The sequence below is a fragment of the Chryseobacterium pennipullorum genome, assembly GCF_003384725.1.
Taxonomy (GTDB): Bacteria; Bacteroidota; Bacteroidia; order Flavobacteriales; family Weeksellaceae; genus Chryseobacterium; species Chryseobacterium pennipullorum.
Window position 1 is genome coordinate 44,778 of sequence record NZ_QNVV01000019.1, and the last position, 19,714, is coordinate 64,491.

17 protein-coding genes are annotated in these 19,714 nt (G+C 39.7%); 5 read left to right on the top strand and 12 right to left on the bottom strand.

Going from position 1 to position 19,714, the window contains the following annotated elements; genetic code table 11:
* Positions 1–18: 18 nt before the first annotated feature.
* The 4 genes from carB to DRF67_RS17470 all read right to left on the bottom strand — a co-directional run bounded on the left by carB (position 19) and on the right by DRF67_RS17470 (position 5,844).
* Positions 19–3,201, bottom strand: coding sequence for a carbamoyl-phosphate synthase large subunit (gene carB / locus DRF67_RS17455; RefSeq protein WP_115929583.1), 3,183 nt, complete (start codon positions 3,199–3,201; stop codon positions 19–21).
* A 55-nt stretch (positions 3,202–3,256) separates the two neighbouring features.
* Positions 3,257–3,607: a four helix bundle protein gene (locus tag DRF67_RS17460; RefSeq protein ID WP_115929584.1), complete on the bottom strand. Its 351-nt coding sequence runs from the start codon at positions 3,605–3,607 to the stop codon at positions 3,257–3,259.
* A 61-nt stretch (positions 3,608–3,668) separates the two neighbouring features.
* Positions 3,669–4,742 (bottom strand): carbamoyl phosphate synthase small subunit, encoded by a 1,074-nt coding sequence (locus DRF67_RS17465; RefSeq protein ID WP_115929585.1) that lies wholly within the window; start codon positions 4,740–4,742, stop codon positions 3,669–3,671.
* Between the two features lie 211 nt (positions 4,743–4,953).
* Positions 4,954–5,844, bottom strand: coding sequence for an aspartate carbamoyltransferase catalytic subunit (locus DRF67_RS17470; protein WP_115929586.1), 891 nt, complete (start codon positions 5,842–5,844; stop codon positions 4,954–4,956).
* A gap of 242 nt (positions 5,845–6,086) precedes the next feature.
* Here DRF67_RS17470 and DRF67_RS17475 point away from each other — a divergent pair, with 242 nt between their 5' ends.
* On the top strand, positions 6,087–6,548 hold the full coding sequence (locus DRF67_RS17475) for an Lrp/AsnC family transcriptional regulator (RefSeq protein ID WP_115929587.1): 462 nt from the start codon (positions 6,087–6,089) through the stop codon (positions 6,546–6,548).
* 304 nt (positions 6,549–6,852) lie between these two features.
* On the opposite strand, the gene argH is transcribed toward DRF67_RS17475, so the two are convergent.
* From argH to DRF67_RS17515, 8 genes are all read right to left on the bottom strand, one after another.
* Positions 6,853–8,157, bottom strand: coding sequence for an argininosuccinate lyase (gene argH / locus DRF67_RS17480; RefSeq protein WP_115929588.1), 1,305 nt, complete (start codon positions 8,155–8,157; stop codon positions 6,853–6,855).
* Positions 8,158–8,430: 273 nt separating this feature from the next.
* Positions 8,431–9,513: a M20 family metallo-hydrolase gene (locus tag DRF67_RS17485; RefSeq protein ID WP_115929589.1), complete on the bottom strand. Its 1,083-nt coding sequence runs from the start codon at positions 9,511–9,513 to the stop codon at positions 8,431–8,433.
* Positions 9,488–10,282, bottom strand: coding sequence for an acetylglutamate kinase (argB, locus tag DRF67_RS17490; protein WP_115929590.1), 795 nt, complete (start codon positions 10,280–10,282; stop codon positions 9,488–9,490). The genes DRF67_RS17485 and argB overlap by 26 nt, the downstream gene beginning before the upstream one ends.
* A gap of 29 nt (positions 10,283–10,311) precedes the next feature.
* A complete protein-coding gene (locus DRF67_RS17495; RefSeq protein WP_115929591.1) occupies positions 10,312–11,283 on the bottom strand; it encodes an N-acetylornithine carbamoyltransferase in 972 nt (323 codons plus the stop codon).
* Between the two features lie 36 nt (positions 11,284–11,319).
* Complete coding sequence (locus DRF67_RS17500; protein ID WP_115929592.1) at positions 11,320–12,459, bottom strand: aspartate aminotransferase family protein; 1,140 nt, start codon at positions 12,457–12,459, stop codon at positions 11,320–11,322.
* Positions 12,460–12,577: 118 nt separating this feature from the next.
* Complete coding sequence (argC, locus tag DRF67_RS17505) at positions 12,578–13,543, bottom strand: N-acetyl-gamma-glutamyl-phosphate reductase (protein ID WP_115929593.1); 966 nt, start codon at positions 13,541–13,543, stop codon at positions 12,578–12,580.
* 52 nt (positions 13,544–13,595) lie between these two features.
* Positions 13,596–14,792, bottom strand: coding sequence for an argininosuccinate synthase (locus DRF67_RS17510; protein ID WP_115929594.1), 1,197 nt, complete (start codon positions 14,790–14,792; stop codon positions 13,596–13,598).
* Positions 14,764–15,360 (bottom strand): GNAT family N-acetyltransferase, encoded by a 597-nt coding sequence (locus tag DRF67_RS17515; protein ID WP_228435842.1) that lies wholly within the window; start codon positions 15,358–15,360, stop codon positions 14,764–14,766. The genes DRF67_RS17510 and DRF67_RS17515 overlap by 29 nt, the downstream gene beginning before the upstream one ends.
* Positions 15,361–15,520: 160 nt before the next feature.
* Between DRF67_RS17515 and DRF67_RS17520 the strand changes: the two genes are divergently transcribed.
* The 4 genes from DRF67_RS17520 (at position 15,521) to DRF67_RS17535 (ending at position 19,640) form a co-directional block, all read left to right on the top strand.
* Positions 15,521–15,937 carry an IS1/IS1595 family N-terminal zinc-binding domain-containing protein gene (locus DRF67_RS17520; RefSeq protein ID WP_115929595.1) on the top strand — a complete coding sequence of 139 codons (417 nt, stop codon included), beginning with the start codon at positions 15,521–15,523 and terminating at the stop codon, positions 15,935–15,937.
* Positions 15,938–16,223: 286 nt separating this feature from the next.
* Positions 16,224–17,603 carry a porin gene (locus DRF67_RS17525; RefSeq protein ID WP_115929596.1) on the top strand — a complete coding sequence of 460 codons (1,380 nt, stop codon included), beginning with the start codon at positions 16,224–16,226 and terminating at the stop codon, positions 17,601–17,603.
* A 185-nt stretch (positions 17,604–17,788) separates the two neighbouring features.
* Entirely contained in the window at positions 17,789–19,369 is a 1,581-nt protein-coding gene (locus DRF67_RS17530; RefSeq protein ID WP_115929597.1) for an MFS transporter, read from the top strand.
* 43 nt (positions 19,370–19,412) lie between these two features.
* Positions 19,413–19,640, top strand: coding sequence for a DUF6814 family protein (locus DRF67_RS17535; RefSeq protein ID WP_115929598.1), 228 nt, complete (start codon positions 19,413–19,415; stop codon positions 19,638–19,640).
* The last annotated feature ends 74 nt before the right edge of the window (positions 19,641–19,714 follow it).

Consider the following 19,714-nt stretch of genomic DNA (forward strand, 5'->3'; position numbering starts at 1 on the left):
GAATATTTTAAATCGAAATTACATCGTCTCCATTTTGAAGCTCATGCTTTCAATTACTTTCAGAATTGCTTCTACCGTATCCATTGAAGTTAAACAAGGAACACCGTTTTCCACACTCATTCTTCTGATCTGGAATCCGTCTCTTTCAGCCTGTTTCCCTTTTGTAGTGGTATTTACCACATACTGCACTTTTCCTTTCTGGATCAGGTCGATCAGATTAACATCTTCTTCTCCGATTTTGTATCCTATTTTGCAAGGAATTCCTTTCTCTTCAAAGAACTTCGCTGTTCCTTCCGTCGCCCAGATTCTGAATCCTACTTCATGGAATCTCGCAGCAAGATCTGCCGCTTCCTGCTTATGCTTATCCGCTACTGTGAACAGGATTGAACCGTGCATAGGAACTTTTCTGCCCGCAGCAACCAATCCTTTGTAAAGTGCTTTTTCAAGAGTCGTATCTTTCCCCATAACCTCACCTGTAGATTTCATTTCAGGGCCTAAAGAGATGTCCACTTTTGTTAGCTTAGAGAAAGAGAATACCGGTACTTTTACAAATACTCCTTCTTTGTTTGGAACCAGTCCGTTTTCGTACCCAAGATCTTTCAGTTTCTGTCCCAGGATTGCCTTTGTTGCAAGGTTCGCCATCGGAACTTCTGTAATTTTGGATAAGAAAGGAACCGTTCTTGAAGAACGAGGGTTTACTTCGATTACATATACATTTCCTTCAAAAAGAACGTATTGGATGTTCATTAATCCGATAACTTTTAATCCTTTTGCCAATCTCTTAGTATAATCGACCAAAGTATCAATCTCACTTTGAGAGATATTCTGTGGTGGATATACTGCAATAGAGTCTCCGGAGTGAACTCCTGCTCTTTCGATATGCTCCATAATTCCAGGAATCACCACCGTTTCCCCGTCGCAGATAGCATCTACTTCAATTTCTTTTCCTACCATGTATTTGTCAACCAAAACAGGGTGTTCAGGGCTTGCGTCTACCGCGTGCTCCATATAGTGAGCCAGCTCAGCTTCTGCATATACGATTTCCATTGCTCTTCCTCCAAGAACGTAGCTTGGACGAACCAATACCGGATAACCGATTTCGTTAGCAATTTTTATAGCTTCTTCTTTGGAAGTTGAAGTTCTTCCCTTTGGCTGAGGAATTCCCATCTCCTGAAGTGCTTTTTCAAATTTATCTCTGTTTTCAGCTCTGTCAAGATCTTCCAATGAAGTTCCCAGGATCTGTACTCCATGAGAAGCCAGCTTATCTGCAAGGTTGATTGCCGTCTGTCCTCCGAACTGTACCACAACTCCCTTAGGTTTTTCAAGATCGATGATGTTCATTACATCTTCTTCCGTAAGCGGCTCGAAGTATAATTTATCGGAGATCGAGAAATCTGTAGAAACTGTTTCCGGATTGTTGTTGATGATAATCGCTTCGTAACCCATTTCTTTAATCGCCCATACAGAGTGAACTGTTGCGTAGTCAAATTCTACCCCTTGTCCGATTCTGATAGGCCCTGAGCCCAATACGATGATCTTTTCTTTGTCTGAAACCACACTTTCATTCTCTTCTTCGTAAGTTCCGTAGAAATAAGGTGTTTCACTTTCAAATTCAGCAGCGCAGGTGTCTACCATTTTGTAAACCGGCATTATTCCGTTTTCTTTTCTGAAGTTGAAAATTTCACGCTCTTTAACATCCCAAAGAACTGCGATGTTGATGTCTGCAAAACCTAATCTTTTAGCTTCAATTAAAGTTTCTTTATCAAATTTATTTTCAGCGATTACTTTTTCGAAGTCGACTAACTTTTTCAGTTTCCAGATGAAGAATTTATCAATTTTACTCCATTCTACAATCTGCTCCCAGTCATACCCTCTTCTTAATGCATCTCCAATGATGAATAATCTCTCGTCATCACATACTCTGATTCTTCTTTCGATCTCTTCAGCAGTAAGAGCCTGAGCCTGTTTTGTTTTTAACCCAAGGTGTTTGATTCCCGTTTCCAGTGAGCGTATTGCTTTCTGCAAAGATTCTTCAAAGTTTCTTCCGATAGCCATTACTTCACCAGTTGCTTTCATCTGTGTGGAAAGTCTTCTGTCCGCCGTTTCGAATTTATCGAATGGGAATCTTGGAAACTTTGTTACCACATAGTCAAGAGCCGGCTCGAAGCAAGCATATGTTTTCCCTGTTACCGGGTTCATAATTTCATCCAGGGTCAATCCTACAGCGATCTTAGCAGCAATCTTGGCAATCGGATATCCTGTCGCCTTACTTGCTAACGCTGATGAACGGGAAACCCTCGGGTTTACCTCGATAATATAGTATTCAAAAGAATGTGGATCTAAAGCCAGCTGTACGTTACATCCTCCTTCAATTCCTAATGCTCTGATGATCTTTAAAGAAGCATTTCTCAGCAGCTGATATTCTCTGTCTGAAAGTGTCTGAGAAGGTGCTACTACGATGGAATCACCGGTGTGAACTCCCACCGGATCGATATTTTCCATGTTACAAACCACAATCGCGTTGTCGTTTGCATCACGCATTACCTCGTATTCAATTTCTTTGAAACCGGCGATTGATTTTTCAATAAGACACTGAGTAACCGGGCTGTGCTTTAATCCCAATTCAGCAATCTCTTTCAATTCAGCTTCTGTGGAAGCGATACCACCTCCTGTTCCTCCCATTGTAAAGGCAGGGCGAACAATAACAGGATAACCGATTTCATCTGCAAAAGCAATTGCTCCTTCTACCGTATTCACGATATCAGATTCCGGAACCGGTTCGTTCAGTTCTCTCATCAGCTCACGGAAAAGATCTCTGTCTTCTGCTCTGTTGATGGCAGAAAGCTTCGTTCCCAAGACTTCCACTTTGCATTCTTCAAGAATTCCTGATTTTTCAAGCTCTACCGCCATGTTCAGTCCTGTCTGACCTCCCAGTGTTGGCAATAATGCATCCGGACGTTCTTTTCTGATGATGTGGCTTACAAACTGTAATGAAATCGGCTCAATATATACTTTATCAGCGATTTCCACATCCGTCATGATCGTTGCAGGATTTGAGTTGATCAAAATTACCTTGTAGCCTTCTTCTTTCAAAGACAGACAAGCCTGCGTTCCTGCGTAATCAAATTCAGCTGCCTGACCAATGATGATAGGTCCTGAACCGATTACTAAAATTGTTTTTATATCTGTACGTTTTGCCATTTTTCTTTTTTATTAGAGTCAAGAATCTAGAACCAAGAGTCAAGATTACCAGACTTTATTTTAAATTATTTTTGAATGAGTAAATCATTCTTTGAATTTCGGAAACTTTTTTTAATAAGATGTTTGCTTTTTCTTCTGGTAAAAGATTTAACTCTTTAACCAAAATCAATTGAGTTTGTAATTCAAACGCAGAGCCTAAAGCAATAGCAAGAAAATGATTAAACTCTTTATTACTATTTCTTCCAGAACCTTCAGCAATATTAGACGGAATAGAAACGGTACATCTTTTAATCTGTGAAATTAAACCATACTTTTCATCACTACTGATCTCCTGACAAATAATGTATATATTTTTTGCCAATGCAATAGATTTTTGCCAGAAAAGTAAGTTTTCAAAGTGGTGCATATATTTTCTATCCTAAGTCTTGATTCTTGATTCTTGGTTCTTGGCTCTTAACTCCTGAATCCTACCTTTTAAATTCTTCCATTAAATCGATGAACTCATCAAACAAATAGTTTGCATCTTCAGGGCCGGGGCTCGCTTCAGGGTGGTATTGAACGGAGAAGCACGGATGGATTTTATGCTTTAATCCTTCATTGGTTCTGTCGTTCAGGGCGATGTGTGTTTCGATAAGGTCTGTTCCTTTTAAGCTTTCCTGATCTACAGCATAGCCATGGTTTTGAGAAGTGATCGCAACTGTATTTTTCTCTAAATCTAGTACAGGATGGTTTCCGCCTCTGTGCCCGAACTTCAGCTTGAAAGTTTTGGCTCCGCAAGCCAGACCTATCAATTGGTGTCCCAGACAGATTCCGAAAATCGGAACTTTTCCAAGCAATCCGCGGATCATATCTAACGCGTGTGGAACATCTTCCGGGTCACCGGGACCGTTTGACAGCATGATACCGTCCGGATCCATCAGTAATATTTCTTCAGCAGTTGTATCCTGAGATACTACAATAATATCACAGTTTCTTTGGGAAAGCTCTCTGATGATTCCCAGTTTTGCTCCAAAATCTACCAGTACAACCTTGAAACCTCTGTTCGGATTAGCGTAAGGCGTCTTGGTAGAAACCGCTTCCACCTGATTGATCGGGAAAGTGGTTGATTTCAGTTCTTCAGCAGTAGCTGTTTCATCTGCGTCTGCGTTCACAATTTTTCCTTTCACTACTCCGTGGTTACGAAGTACTCTTGTCAATCTTCTTGTATCGATTCCTGAGATTCCTGAAAGGTTTTTCTTTTTAAATAATTCATCTAAAGTGATCTGAGTACGGAAGTTGGAAGGAAGATCGCAAAGTTCTTTTACGATAAGCCCTTTGATTGCCGGCTCGATACTTTCATAATCATCACGGTTAATACCATAATTTCCGATAAGCGGATAGGTCATACAAACTATCTGACCGCAATACGATGGGTCAGAAATCAATTCCTGATATCCTGTCATTCCGGTATTGAAAACTACTTCTCCTGCAGTTTCCAATTCTGCTCCGAAACCTTCTCCATGAAACACTTCACCGGACTCCAGTATTAATTTTTTCTTCATTTTTTCTATTTAGATTTTCTATTATTTTATTAACAGGTCGCCTCTACGAGGCTTTGGATGGTTATATCCTCTTATTTCCATGGGTTTCACCCATTGCTATGATCAGGTCGCCTCTATGAGGCTTTAGATCGTTATATTCTCTTATTTCCATGGGTTTCACCCCATTGCTGTGATCAGGTCGCCCCTCCGGGGCTCGTTGCCTTTTTAGTTTCTACTTAAAAACAAACCCTTTTCCTTCTAAAGCTTCTTTCAGAATAGCCATTCTGGCGAAGACCCCGTTTTGCATTTGTTTGAAGACTCTCGATCTTTCGCACTCAACCAGGTCGGAATCTATTTCTACTCCTCTGTTGATGGGTGCCGGATGCATGATGATCGCTTCTTTTTTCATTGCTTTTTCTCTTTCCTTCGTGAGACCATATCTTTTATGATATTCCGAAGCAGTGAAGCTCATAGCCGCATCATGTCTTTCGTGCTGGATTCTCAATAACATGAGAACGTCCACTTCAGCGATTAGCTCGTCTACCGAGAGATAGGTTCCGTTGATCAGAGCTCCTTCATCAAACCATTGTTCAGGGCCTGAAAAATATACTTTGGCGCCCAGCCTTCTTAATGCCTCTGCATTTGAGTTGGCAACACGGCTGTGTTTTACATCTCCAACAATTCCTACCTTCAGTCCCTCAAATTTTCCGAATTCCTGATAGATCGTCAGCAGATCCAGCATACATTGAGATGGGTGGTTTCCCGTTCCGTCTCCTCCATTGATCACCGGAATGTTAATATTTTTCAGTTCTTCAAAGTATCGGTCTTTTTTATCCCGGATGACCACCAGGTTTACGCCTATACTTTCAATTGTCTTTACCGTATCATAGAGACTTTCACCTTTGTTTACCGAACTGTGTGATGCATCAAAAGGAACTACCTGAAGTCCCAGCTTTCTTTCTGCAAGATCAAAACTTGTTTTCGTTCTTGTACTGTCTTCGAAGAAAAGGTTTGAGCAAAAAACTTCTCCTTCAATTTTAGCAGTTTTACCGTTCGCAAAAGCCAGTGCTTCTGTCAGTATACTGTTGATTCTCTCCGTGCTTAGTTCTGTAATCGTAAACATAATTCTTTAATTTTTGAGCATAAAAAAAGCGAAGACAAGATCTTCGCTTAATAACAATAAATATCGTAAAGGGCGCTTTCGCCCGGTAAATCTAATGATATAAATGCTTTTTTATTCATTAGGTGCAAAGATACAAAAATTTCACGAACCTACAAAAACAAAGTTTGAAATAAATTAAAAACCTCAGTATTTCCTTATTCTCATTTTAAATTAATATTTTTGTTAAATCTCAAATTTATTTTATGGATTTAAAAGACAAAATGATTCTAAGCATTATTCAGGAGGATTCTACATTATCTGTTAAGGAAATTTCCGAAAAGATTGGTCTTACCTTTACTCCTACGTATGAGCGCATCAAGCAGTTGGAGAAAAACGGAATCATTGAAAAATACGTTGGTCTTTTAAACCGTGAAAAGCTGGGCCTTAATATTATCGTTTACTGCAATGTTCGTCTGAAAGAGCAATCCAAAAAAGTACTGGAGACTTTCGAGAAAAACATTTCAAAGTACGATGAAGTCCAGGAGATCACCAGTCTGTCCGGAGAATATGATTATATGCTGAAAATTGTTGCAAAAGATATTAATTCCTACAATGATTTTGCGGTGAGTGTTATTTCAAACCTACCCAATATCGGACAATACCACAGCTCCATTGTCCTTCATGAAGTAAAAAAATCCACCAAGTTTAAAATTGACCTGGAATAAGTTCCTTTATTTTTAAACCATTAAGAACCTTTAAGAGGTGAAGAATAATTAAGGAATTCGCAAGCGAATTTTAAAACGATGCGGCTAAAAAATCGCAGCTATTCTTTAACTTATCTTAAAGGCTTCATCTCCCTTAGCGGTTCAGTATAATCAATCATCAAATTCAAAGAGCGGAATAAAATCTAACCATTAAGATCACTCAGGCAACAAGATTTATTAAAGATTCACAACGAAAAGGGCGCAGACTAAAGTAATTTCATTCTGCTGATAAGCCTTAGTGTTTATCACCTTAATGGTTTAGATTCTAACCCAATAATTTATTCTTCAGTTTATTGAACTGGTATTCTATCTTATCCAGACAAAGGTTCCCGATGCTCCCCTGATGGGTATGATCAAGTCCTCCCGGTTCAAATTCAAACTCATTATTTTCAATTTCCTGCCCCACTTTTACATAGGCATCCCGGAAAGAGCTTCCGCTTTTCACTTCCTCATTGATTTTCTCTACACTGAAAAGGTATTTGTACTTTTCATCTTCCAGAATTCCGTCTTTCACTTGAATATTAGGCAGTGTATAGCTTAAAATCTCCAGACATTCTTTCAGAGAGTCAATTGCCGGAAAGAGAATCTCCTTTGTCAATTGTACATCCCGATGATATCCGGAAGGCAGGTTATTCGTCAGTAGGATCAGCTCATTTGGTAAAGCCTGAATTCTGTTGCATCGTGCACGGACAAGCTCAAAAATATCCGGATTCTTCTTGTGCGGCATAATGCTGCTCCCTGTCGTAAATTCTTTGGGAAAGCTGATGAAATCAAAATTCTGATTCAGGTACAGACAAACATCGTATGCAAACTTACCAAGGGTTCCGGCTAATGTAGCCATCGACATTGCCAGTAGTTTTTCAGACTTTCCACGGGTCATCTGAGCGTACACAGAGTTATAATTCATCGACTGAAAACCTAGATTATAAGTGGTACTCTCACGGTTTATTGGAAAAGAAGAACCATATCCCGCTGCCGATCCCAATGGATTTTTATTGAGGATATTCTTAACCGAAAACAACATTTCCACATCATCCAGAAGAGCTTCAGCATAGGCTCCAAACCATAATCCGAAAGAGGAAGGCATCGCGATCTGTAAATGGGTATATCCCGGAAGCAAAACATTTTTATGCTGATCTGCCAGTTGAATCAGAATCTGGAAAAACTCATCCGTAAGGGCTGTGATCTCCCGGATCTCATCCAGTAAATACAGCTTTATGTCCAATAAAACCTGATCATTTCTCGATCTTGCCGTATGGATCTTCTTTCCTGTATCGCCCAGTTTTTCAATCAGGATCGATTCTATCTGAGAATGGATATCCTCAGCTTCTTTATCAATTTCAAAAACCCCATCTTCAATTGTATTTAAAATTTCGTTTAAAACAGACAGCATGTGCTCTGATTCTTCACCGGAGATGATTCCAGTTTCTGCAAGCATTGTACAATGTGCCATTGAGCCTTTAACATCATATTTTGCTAAACGTTCGTCGAAGTCAAGATCTTTCCCTACGGTAAAGTTATTGACTAATATATTGGTGGCAAGGTCATCCTTCTGCCATATCTTTTTCATATGTAATGATTTAAAATATTAATTGGTTTTGACATGCCCGGCAAGGCATTCCTTAAAATTATTATTAACTATAAAAAAACATTTCCTTATTTAAAAGTTTCGTTTCTAATCTTTCTTTTTGCATAAATCCTTATTAAAAACTTAAACTTCTTGCCTGCCAGGCGCTGTCAAAACATTTATTTGGAAGTTATAAATTAATGATTAGAGGTTAGTTATACCCTTTATTCGGTCTTTTTGCTACTAACTTCTCCTATCTAACTTCTAGCTTCTCTCTTATAACACTTTTTCCAAAATCCGGATATAGATATCAATCCCTTCCTCTATTTCGTTAATAAAGATGAATTCATCCGCAGTATGAGAGCGCCTACTGTCTCCAGGCCCTAATTTTACTGAGGTACACGGAATAATTGCCTGATCTGAAGAAGTGGGTGAACCATAGGTTGTTCTTCCGATTTCTATCCCTGCTTTTACAAACGGATGTTCCATTTCAATTTTTGATGAATTCAATCTGAAGGACCTTGCAGTAAGGGTAGATTTCATTTGTGACTGAATGATCTCAAAAGTTTCTTTATTGGAATATTCATCGGTCACCCTTACATCCAGCGTAAAGTGACACGACTCAGGAACTACATTGTGCTGTACCCCGGCACGAATTCCGGATAGTGTAATTTTCACGGCTCCCAGGTATTCTGAAACCTTTGGAAAGGTAAAGGATAAAATATGCTGCAAATCCTTCATGCATTTCACAATCGAATTGTCCTCATTGGGATGAGCAGCATGAGAAGGAGTTCCTTTCATTTCCCCGTCTATCACAAGCAGCCCTTTTTCTGCAATCGCCAGATTCATCTGCGTGGGTTCTCCTACAATGGCGAATTCTATATTAGGGAGCTGTGGAAACAGAGCCTCAATTCCGTCAAAACCTGAAATCTCCTCCTCTGCCGTCAAAGCAATCACTAAATTATATTTTAAATCTTCTCTTTCATAAAAATGTAAAAAAACCTGTGCCATGGAAACCAGCGAGGCACCGGCATCATTACTTCCCAACCCATACAACTTTCCGTCTTTCTGCAAAGGTAAAAACGGATCCAGTGTATAAGCTTTATTGGGCTTTACCGTATCATGATGGGTATTCAGCAGGACAGACGGCTTAAATACATCAAAGTTTTTATTGACCGCCCAGATGTTATTTTTAAAACGCTTGGTCGGAATCTGATGTTTCTTGAAGAAATTCTCGATTTCCACCGAGGTATTGAACTCATCTTTGCTGAAAGAGGGAATTTCAATCAGATTTTTAAGCAGCCCAACGGCATTGTTCAACAGTTCTTCTTTATTATAAACAGATTTCAGTTCCTGCATGATGACTTTCTATATGGTTTTTCAGTTCTGTTTCCTTGATCAGAAACACCTTATTTACATTATTTTTTATCGCGCCAAGCGCATTTTCAAGTTTGGGCAAAATTCCTTTATGCAGTTTTCCTTCTTCCTTTAATACTGCAAATTCTTCTTCGGAAACCCTTCTGATCACAGATTCAGGATTATCCACATCTTCCAACACCCCTTCTTTATCAAAACAATACAGCAACTCAATTTCATATTTCTCCGAAAGAGCCTGCGCCATTACGGACGCTATAGTATCCGCATTGGTGTTGAAGAGATTACCTTTTTTATCGTGGGTAATGGCTGAAAATACAGGGATAAGATCAAGCTTAATCAATTTTGAAAGCAACTTTCTATTGATGCTCTTCTTATTGATATCCCCTACAAAGCCAAAATCAATTTCAGGATGTTGCCTTTTTGTAGCTTTGATCAGATTTCCGTCTGCACCGGAAAATCCTATGGCATTGCATTTTTTCTGCTGAAGCTTTTCTACAATATTTTTGTTGATTCCCCCGGCATATACCATTGTTACAATGTCCAGTGTTTCTTTATCCGTAATCCTCCTTCCATTGATCATTTTCTGTTCTACGCCAAGCTTATCAGCTAAAGTTGTCGCCAGCTTTCCACCACCATGAACAAGAATCTTTTTTTCCTTAATTCCGGAAAACTGATCTAAAAACTGATCCAGCAACCCCTCATCATCAATGAGCGATCCGCCTATTTTTACGATGTATAACTTTTTTTTCATTGTAACTTTTTTTAATGATCCTTGCAAGGTTAAAAACCTTGACAAGGATCATTCAGATCATCTAAAATTTCGCTGAAAATTGCTTGCGCAGAGAAAATACGGTTCTTTGCCTGCTGGTAAATAATGGAGTTACCTCCGTCCATGACCTCATCACTCAATTCTACATTACGACGAACCGGAAGACAGTGCATTACTTTAGCATTGTTGGTTTTTTCAAGCTTTTCATTGGTAAGCATCCAATCTTCTTTCACTTCCGGCATTGCGGCATAATCATCAAATGAAGACCAGTTTTTTACATAGATGAAATCTGCATCCTTCAACGCTTCTTCCTGATCATGGATTACTTTCACGTCTTTTGTGAAATTTTTATCCAGGTCATATCCTTCAGGATTGGTGATCACCAGCTCCACATCCATTTTCTGCATCCATTCTGCAAAAGAGTTTCCGACAGCATGGGCAATAGGCTTGATATGAGGCGCCCAGGTCAATACCACTTTGGGTTTGCGGTCTTTATTCCAGTTTTCGGTAATCGTGATACAGTCTGCCAGGCTTTGCAGCGGATGGCGTGTTGCCGATTCCAATGAAATCACCGGTACTTTGGCATGTTCTTCAAACTGGCTTAAGATGCTTTCATTCACATCATCTTCCTTGCTCTTCATTCCGGCAAAGCAGCGCACAGCAATGAGATCACAATATTGGTTCAGGACTTCAATTGCGTCCTTGATGTGTTCTACGGTGTCTCCGTTCATGACAGCTCCATCAGCAAATTCAAGATTCCAGGCTTCCTGTGCGGCATTTAAAGTCAGAACATTCAATCCTAGGTTCTGTGCCGCAATCTGACTGCTCAAACGGGTTCTCAAACTTGAATTTAAAAATACAAGTCCAATTGTTTTTCCCTTTCCTTTTTCTGTTTCAGTAAGGGAGTTTGCTTTTATTTGTAAAGCTTTTTTTATAATTTCCTGTAAGTTTTCTACATCGCTTACAGTGGTGAATTTTTTCATTTTAAAATTGATTTTAAAGATTTTGTTTTTAATCCTTTAGATCCCTTTCAATACTGTTTTCAAAGCATTGATAAAAAGATCAGTTTCCTCTTTTTTGATATTGAGTGCAGGAAGAATCCTCAGCACAGTTTTATCATTTGAGTTCCCTGTGAAAATGTGATGATCAAACAATAAGCTTTTCCTTATCTCCGAACAGTCTCTATCGAGCTCTATTCCGATCATCAATCCTTTCCTTCGGATCGATTTAATATGGGGTAAATCTTTAATTTCGTTTTCTATATATTCGCCCATTTTCTGAGCATTTTCGATAAGATTTTCATCTTTCATCACATCCAGCACCGCAATTGAAGCCGCACAGGCCAGATGATTTCCTCCGAATGTAGTTCCCAGCAAACCGTTGCTCGCCACAAATTTCGGGTGAATCAAAACTCCGCCAACCGGGAATCCATTTCCCATTCCTTTTGCCGTTGTAATAATATCTGCTTCAAGCCCGAATTCCTGATGCGCAAAGAAATATCCGCTTCTTCCGTATCCTGATTGCACCTCATCTAAAATCAGTACTGCATTATATTTCTCACATAGCTCTTTGATTGTAGATAAAAATTCCGCTGTCGGAATCATAATTCCTCCTACACCTTGAATCCCTTCAATAATAACTGACGAAATATTATTTCCCTGAGCAGCAAAGATTTCTTCAAGCTGCTGAATATCATTCCATTCGGATTTGATAAATCTTTCTGAGAAGTTGACCGGCGCAACAATCTTGGGATTATCGGTCACCGAAACTGCTGCAGAAGTTCTTCCGTGAAATGAACCGGTAAAGTATAATACTTTGCTCTTCCCATTATGGAAGGAAGCTAATTTTAAGGCGTTTTCATTCGCTTCTGCTCCGGAGTTGCATAAGAAAAGGTTATACTCTTCATAGCCTGACAATTTCCCAAGCTTGTCTGCAAGTTCCGTCTGCAATTCATTCTGAACCGAGTTAGAATAAAAAGAAATTTTTTCCAGCTGCTCTTTCAGCTTGCTCTGATAATGAGGATGGTTGTGTCCGATAGAGATTACGGCATGCCCTCCATAAAAGTCAAGGTATTGTTCCCCTTGATCATCCCAAAGAAAAGATCCCTGAGCTTTTACCGGATTTATGTTGAATAATGGATATACGTTGAATAAATTCATTTTGGTTGTTGGTTGGTTGTTGGTTGCTGGTTGTTTGTGGCTAGTGGCTAGTTTCTGGTTGCTAGTTGTTGTCATTTAGTGATTGGTGGCTGGTTGGAAGCTACCGATACATTCTATATTAAAATGCTACCGGCTTCAGGTCTAAACCTTTATTTTCCTCCCATCCCATGGCGATATTCATATTCTGTACCGCCTGTCCTGAAGCTCCTTTTAACAAATTGTCAATCGCCGAATGAATTACCGCCACATTTTCATTCTTTTCAATCTGAATCACACAGCGATTGGTATTGACAACCTGCTTTAAATCAATAGCCCTGCTACTCACCGTAACGAAAGGCGCCTCTGCATAAAAATCCTGATACAATTGTTCTATTTCTTTCTGCTCCAGATCCGTCTTCAGTGTTGAACTCGTAAAAATCCCCCTCGCAAAATCTCCTCTCCATGGAACAAAATTCAGGTTTACTTGTTTCTGATTGGATGATACCAGCTGTTGTAAAACTTCATCCACATGCTGATGGGTAAGTGTCTTATAAGCTGATACATTATCATTTCTCCAGGTAAAGTGCGTAGTGGCCTGCAAAGACTGTCCGGCCCCCGTAGAACCTGTAATTCCAGTTGTGAAAACCTCGTCCAGGAATCCCTTTTCCGCTAATGGCAGCAATGCCAGTTGAATTGCCGTGGCAAAACATCCCGGATTGGCAATGCTTTTGGATCCTTCCAGTTGTTTTTTATTGATTTCAGGTAATCCGTAGACAAAATTTCTGCTTTCGAAATTCTCATCCAGACGGAAATCATTCCCGAGATCAACCACTAAAGTTTCGTCACTCACAGGATTTTGAGCCAGCCAGTTTTGACTTTCTTTGTGTGGAAGACATAAAAAAAGTACATCCACTTCTTCCGGCTGATGGGTTAAAACCATTTCGCAAACCGTCGTTAAATCCGGGTACAAATCGGAAATCCGTTTCCCCGAATTCGAACGACTATATAAAAAACTCAATGTCACATGGGGATGAAAAGCCAGTAAACGGATCAGCTCACTTCCTGTATATCCATTCGCACCAACTATTCCTACTGTTTTTTTCATTTTAATTCTTGCAGGACCGTCTTCTGTCCTGGGTTATACATTCCGGTTGGAACTAATTAATATTCTGGTTAATCTGGTGGTATATATTGAGAGAATTGCTTACAATTTTTGTATACCCCTTAACATCATCGCCTGTCCACACTCTGTTGGCCTCTCCATAACTTCCGAATTTATCTGACATCAGATCATGATCAGACTCAATTCCATTCAGAATAAATCTGTACGGGTGAAGAGTTACAAATACTTTTCCGCTCACTGTTTTTTGAGAATCCGTCAGGAAAGACTCTATATTCCTCATCACAGGATCCAGGAAAAGCGCTTCATGAAGCCAGTTTCCATACCAGTCTGACAATTGTGATTTCATCATCTGCTGATATTTTGAAAGGGTATGCTTTTCCAGTAAATGATGGGCTTTGATAATGACTGACGCCGCCGCAGCTTCAAATCCTACTCTTCCCTTAATCCCCACAATGGTATCTCCAACGTGAATATCACGGCCAATTCCGTAAGCAGAAGCCAATTCTTCAATTTTTTGAATCGCATGCACAGAATGTTCAAAACCTTCTCCGTTCACACCTACGACTTCTCCATTTTTAAATTCAATTTCAAGGCTGGAAGGATGAGTTTCTTTAACCTGTGAAGGAAAAGCCTCTTCCGGCAGATAATCTTTTGAAGTAAGTGTTTCTTTTCCTCCAACAGAAGTTCCCCAAAGTCCTTTATTCACTGAATACTGTGCCTTATGAAATTCCATTTCATATCCATGGCTTCTCAGGAATTCTATTTCGTCCTCACGGGATAAAGACAGATCACGGATTGGAGTAATGATTTCAATATTCGGGCACATCACCTGGAAGATCAAATCAAAACGAACCTGATCATTTCCAGCTCCTGTACTCCCATGGGCAATCGCATCTGCCTTCACTTCCATGGCATATTTTGCAATTTCCTGCGCCTGAATCGTACGCTCAGCACTTACAGAAAGAGGATACGTGTTGTTCTTCAATACATTTCCGAAAATTAAATACTTTACACAAGAATGATAATAATCCTCCTGAGCGTCCACGCACCTGTACTCCTTAACCCCAAGGTTTAAAGCTTTTCTCTCCAACTCTTTTTCTTCCGCCTTAGAAAAACCTCCGGTATTTACAGTAACTGCATACACATCATACCCCAGTGTTTCACTAAGATATTTAGCACAGTAAGAAGTATCCAAACCTCCACTAAACGCTAAGATGACTTTTTTCTTCATAATACTTATTTTCAGGTTGATTATTGACAACCTCATTTCCTTTTATATTATCCGGAACAAACAGCATGGCTGTACACAAGCAGTTTTTACGTTCCTTTTTCATTAAAATTTCATAGTTTACACAGTTTTTGCAGCCGTTCCAGAATTCCTCATCCTGAGTGAGTTCAGAATAAATGACCGGCTTATATCCCAGATCACTGTTGATTTTCATGACCGCAAGCCCTGTAGTTAACCCAAATACTTTTGCTTCGGGATATTTTTCTCTAGATAACTGGAAAACTTTATGCTTGATCTGAGTCGCTATTCCCCCATTCCTGAATTTCGGAGACACAATCAGTCCCGAATTGGCAACAAACTTCCCATGCGACCAGGTCTCTATATAGCAGAAACCCACCCACTCTCCGTTTTCAGTAGCCACCACAGCATTGCCCTCTGAAATCTTCTTACTCAAATATTCGATGGAACGTTTTGCGATCCCCGTTCCTCTGCGCTGTGCAGAATCATACATTTCCTGCTGTATTTCACCCACATACATGAGATGTTCGCATGAGGAAATTTCTATTTCCATTTATTTATCTAATTTTTTTGGCAAATTTAAAATATAATTTCTTTTAAATCCAAATAAAAAAGATATTTTTTTTGTTTTATAGAAATACACAGGTAAAATTATCTTTACAGAAAAATGTATATTTGCTAATTTATTATATATTTGCTAAAATATTATACATATGGAAAACGCCTGCCCTAAATGCAACAGCACCAAGATCGTAAAGAGCGGAATCATCAACAACAAACAAAGGTTCCTCTGTAAAAACTGCAGGTATTATTTTACCGTTAAAAAGTTGGGAAAACAGATTGATGATTATTATGTCACTAAGGCTCTCCAACTGTATCTGGAAGGGCTGAGCTATAGAGAAATTGAACGAATCATCGGAGTTTCCCATGTCACCATCAGTTCATGGATCAAGAAGTACAACATCACAAGACCTCCACACTCCGAATTCCATCCAGTCTATAAGATCTTAAAACAAAATGAGCTGATAGAATACATCGCCCAGGAAGAAAACATTAAAAATTCCGGAATTATTATTACCCAGTTCGCCGATAAATACATGCTTATCAAATGGGAAAGGTTTAAGAAGTAGTGTGAGAAGCGAGGACTAAGAACAAAGAACCAAGAGCCAAGAACCAAGAGCCAAGAACCAAGAACCAAGACTTTAGATTTCAGGCAGTACATAATCGCTATAAGCTAATTGATTGATAAATATTTACATATCATCAGCAAGTAATAAACTGAACCCACATCAATATTTAAAAAGTAATTATCTGATGAAACTATACTGTTACCACTAATATATATTAAATTTTCATAAACAAGTTATTAATTCCAATTTGGTATTCACAAAAAACAACGCCAAAAATTGATAATTTATGAAGAAATTACTTACATTCATAGGAGTAGCCTTAATCAGCAGTTCGCTCTATTCTCAAGGCTCTCCGGATTACGGCAGTGGATTAAAATTAAACCTCAATCAGGAAGGGGATAAATTCGTCAGGTTTATTTTGTGGGACCAGCTTTGGCTGAGAAATACGTCAATGAACCCTGGAACCATGGTAGGTGGAGAACCTACAGATAACACATGGAACATCGGAAACAGAAGATTAAGAGCCCTGGCATATGCCCAGATCTCAAAAAGATATATGATCCTCCTCCATTTCGGAATCAACAACCAGACATTTATTAACGGCGGCGCTACGGGGACAACAGGAACAGGCGGCTATGGAAACGGCAAGAAAACCCAGCTGTTTTTTCATGATGCCTGGAACGAGTATGCAGTTCTTTTACCCGGAGAAGCAGGAAAATTCAGTTTATCCTTAGGTGCCGGACTTCATTACTATATGGGCCTTTCGAGGATGACTATGGCTTCAACGCTGAACTTCCTGACTGTAGATTCCCCAGTCTTTTCATGGCCGCTTATTGATAATTCCGACCAGTTTGCACGACAGCTGGGAATGTTCGCCAAAGGTAAGTATGGAAAGCTGGAATACCGTTTCAGTCTGAATAAACCTTTCGCCACGGATTTAACTCCAGTAAATACTACAGATCCTTCCAGAGCAGTTGCTGTAGATAACAACGGAAATCCAAGCTTTTCAAAAGCTGGGTATCTGGAATACCAGTTTCTTGATGAGGAATCCAACACGCTTCCCTTTAAAGTAGGCTCTTATCTTGGGACTAAAAAGGTTTTCAATATAGGTGCAGGGTTTTATCATCAGGCCGACGGAACAAGAACTTCTGTGAATTCCAATATTGAAAAACATGATATCAGCCTTTTTGCCGTAGATGCTTTCGCCGATATTCCTCTGGGTGAGGCTAAAAACAAAATGGCAGTTTCAGCTTACGCAGGGTACTATAATTACAATTTCGGACCTAATTACGTCAGAAATCTGGGAACAATGAACATCGGTGCTTCTGATCCTAATTTCATCGGGAACAAAGCCATTGCGGGACCAGGAAATCTGCAGCCCACCATTGGAACAGGTAATATTATCTATGCACAAGCAGGCTTATTATTGCCAAGCCAGGCAGAGAAGCCTAAAATCAGAATACAGCCTTTTGCCGCGTATACTCATAAAAATTTCGAAGCATTTGATAAATCCTCTTCTCAGTTTGATGTAGGAGCCAACTGGTTCATTGATGGACATCATGCAAAAATCACCACTCAATACTCAACAAGACCCGTCTACACCAACCCTACTGAAAAGCCTTCTTCAAAAGGAGAATTTATTGTACAGTTTCAAATCTACCTGTAAAATGTAAACCATTAAGAATAATAAATAAAGTAAGATCAGTGAAGCCTCATCAAAGATGGACAGGAAGAATGCCGCTTAATACAATAGCTTTAGTTTTAGTCTTACTTATTCTTATCAACTTAAAGCCCTTAATGGTTCAAAAAAGACCAAACATCCTATTTAATTAACATCAAAAACCAATCAATATGAGCGAAAACCATCACGAAAGCTACGAAAATATGACCGACCGGCAGAAGAACCGCACCATCTGGAGCGTGATCACCGCCTCATCCCTCGGAACGTTGATCGAATGGTATGACTTTTATATTTTCGGAAGCTTAGCCATTGTGTTAGCTACCAAGTTTTTCCCTGCAGATAATCCTACTGCTGCATTTCTATCCACGCTGGCCACTTTTGCAGCAGGATTTGTCGTTAGACCATTCGGAGCTCTATTTTTCGGAAGACTGGGTGATATCATCGGAAGAAAATACACGTTTCTTGTCACCCTGCTGATTATGGGATTCTCCACTTTCCTTATCGGCTGTATCCCAAGTTACGAAACCATTGGATTTTTAGCTCCAGTTCTTGTTCTTATTTTAAGATTATTGCAGGGACTTGCCCTGGGAGGAGAATATGGAGGAGCAGCTACCTATGTTGCAGAATATGCCCAGCCACACCGTAGAGGTTATTGGACTTCCTGGATCCAGACTACTGCCACTGCAGGACTTTTTATTTCATTAATTGTTATTCTGATTACCAAAAATACCCTTTCTGCAGAAGAATTTGATACCTGGGGATGGAGGGTTCCTTTCTGGATTTCCATTTTAATGGTGGGCGTTTCGTATGTGATCAGAAAAAACATGAAGGAATCGCCACTTTTTGCAAAGGCTAAAAGCGAAGGCAAGACCTCAAAAAACCCATTAAAAGAAAGCTTTGGCAACAGATATAACTTTAAATTCGTACTGTTGGCTTTATTCGGAGCCGCCATGGGACAGGGGGTGATCTGGTACACCGGACAATTCTACGCCATGAGCTTCCTGCAGAAAGTAATGAATGTGGAATCTGCCCAGGTTGATTCACTAATGGCTACAGCCTTGTTTTTGGGGACCCCATTTTTTGTATTCTTCGGATGGCTTTCTGATAAAATAGGACGAAAAGCAGTGATGATGACCGGAATGCTGGTTGCGATATTAGCGTACAGGCCTATCTACGACAGCATGTTCAAAAGTGTAAATCTGGAAAGCAAAACCGTAGCCGCCAATGGAATTACAGAAAAGAGGACCGCTAAAATACACAACGATGTTGCCACTGACAGCCTGGTTACTTTTCACAAGGAAACCCTTTTTACAGACGGAACCCTGATTAAAAAAGACAGTATCGTTCACTGGTCGCCCGCCGGACCTGTGATGAAAGAAGGAAAAGCTGAAGAGCCAAAAGTCTCACAAACAGTAAAATTGGGTGATAACACAAAGTGGTATCTGATCTTCCTTGTCTTCATCCAGGTGATATTTGTAACGATGGTGTATGGTCCTATCGCCGCATTCCTGGTAGAGATGTTCCCGGTAAGAATCCGTTACACCTCTATGTCCCTTCCTTATCATATCGGAAACGGAGTATTTGGAGGGCTTCTCCCGGCTGTTGCCACCTACCTGGTAACGACCGGAAAAGATGCAGGGCACGCTACCTGGTACCTGGAAGGACTCTGGTATCCGATCGGAGTTGCTACAGTCTGTCTGATCATCGGATTGTTTTATATTAAAAACAAGAACAATAATCTTCATGATTAAGCATTGAATCACTTAAATTTTTATTAATTTTAAAACTACTAAAATGAACGGACTAAAAAAAATATTAGGCATCCTCTGGATTGCAATAGCCCTGGTGGTTGGATATTTCGGAATTACCGTGCTGGGAATTCCAAAAATCGCCTCAGGAAAACAGGAAGATCTGGTTTTCGGCATCATCATTCTTTTTGTACTGATGCCCATCATTTCCGGCGGCCTGGGTATTTTCGGATATTATGCCTTGAAAGGGGAATATTCTGACGATAAAATATAATTAAAAAAAGACCACGATAATTGATGAACGATGAACCACATCTGTTCATCAATTATCTTTTATTAATGAATCAT

What these genes read in the sequence shown, in the direction of transcription:
- DRF67_RS17475 (WP_115929587.1), top strand. Translation starts at nt 6,087, where the DNA reads ATGGATTTAAAAGACAAAATGATTCTAAGCATTATTCAGGAGGATTCT.
- DRF67_RS17465 (WP_115929585.1), bottom strand. Translation starts at nt 4,742, where the DNA reads ATGAAGAAAAAATTAATACTGGAGTCCGGTGAAGTGTTTCATGGAGAA.
- argB (WP_115929590.1), bottom strand. Translation starts at nt 10,282, where the DNA reads ATGAAAAAAAAGTTATACATCGTAAAAATAGGCGGATCGCTCATTGAT.
- DRF67_RS17520 (WP_115929595.1), top strand. Translation starts at nt 15,521, where the DNA reads ATGGAAAACGCCTGCCCTAAATGCAACAGCACCAAGATCGTAAAGAGC.
- DRF67_RS17530 (WP_115929597.1), top strand. Translation starts at nt 17,789, where the DNA reads ATGAGCGAAAACCATCACGAAAGCTACGAAAATATGACCGACCGGCAG.
- DRF67_RS17460 (WP_115929584.1), bottom strand. Translation starts at nt 3,607, where the DNA reads ATGCACCACTTTGAAAACTTACTTTTCTGGCAAAAATCTATTGCATTG.
- DRF67_RS17470 (WP_115929586.1), bottom strand. Translation starts at nt 5,844, where the DNA reads ATGTTTACGATTACAGAACTAAGCACGGAGAGAATCAACAGTATACTG.
- DRF67_RS17485 (WP_115929589.1), bottom strand. Translation starts at nt 9,513, where the DNA reads ATGCAGGAACTGAAATCTGTTTATAATAAAGAAGAACTGTTGAACAAT.
- carB (WP_115929583.1), bottom strand. Translation starts at nt 3,201, where the DNA reads ATGGCAAAACGTACAGATATAAAAACAATTTTAGTAATCGGTTCAGGA.
- DRF67_RS17510 (WP_115929594.1), bottom strand. Translation starts at nt 14,792, where the DNA reads ATGAAGAAAAAAGTCATCTTAGCGTTTAGTGGAGGTTTGGATACTTCT.
- DRF67_RS17515 (WP_228435842.1), bottom strand. Translation starts at nt 15,360, where the DNA reads ATGGAAATAGAAATTTCCTCATGCGAACATCTCATGTATGTGGGTGAA.
- DRF67_RS17500 (WP_115929592.1), bottom strand. Translation starts at nt 12,459, where the DNA reads ATGAATTTATTCAACGTATATCCATTATTCAACATAAATCCGGTAAAA.
- DRF67_RS17525 (WP_115929596.1), top strand. Translation starts at nt 16,224, where the DNA reads ATGAAGAAATTACTTACATTCATAGGAGTAGCCTTAATCAGCAGTTCG.
- argC (WP_115929593.1), bottom strand. Translation starts at nt 13,543, where the DNA reads ATGAAAAAAACAGTAGGAATAGTTGGTGCGAATGGATATACAGGAAGT.
- DRF67_RS17495 (WP_115929591.1), bottom strand. Translation starts at nt 11,283, where the DNA reads ATGAAAAAATTCACCACTGTAAGCGATGTAGAAAACTTACAGGAAATT.
- argH (WP_115929588.1), bottom strand. Translation starts at nt 8,157, where the DNA reads ATGAAAAAGATATGGCAGAAGGATGACCTTGCCACCAATATATTAGTC.
- DRF67_RS17535 (WP_115929598.1), top strand. Translation starts at nt 19,413, where the DNA reads ATGAACGGACTAAAAAAAATATTAGGCATCCTCTGGATTGCAATAGCC.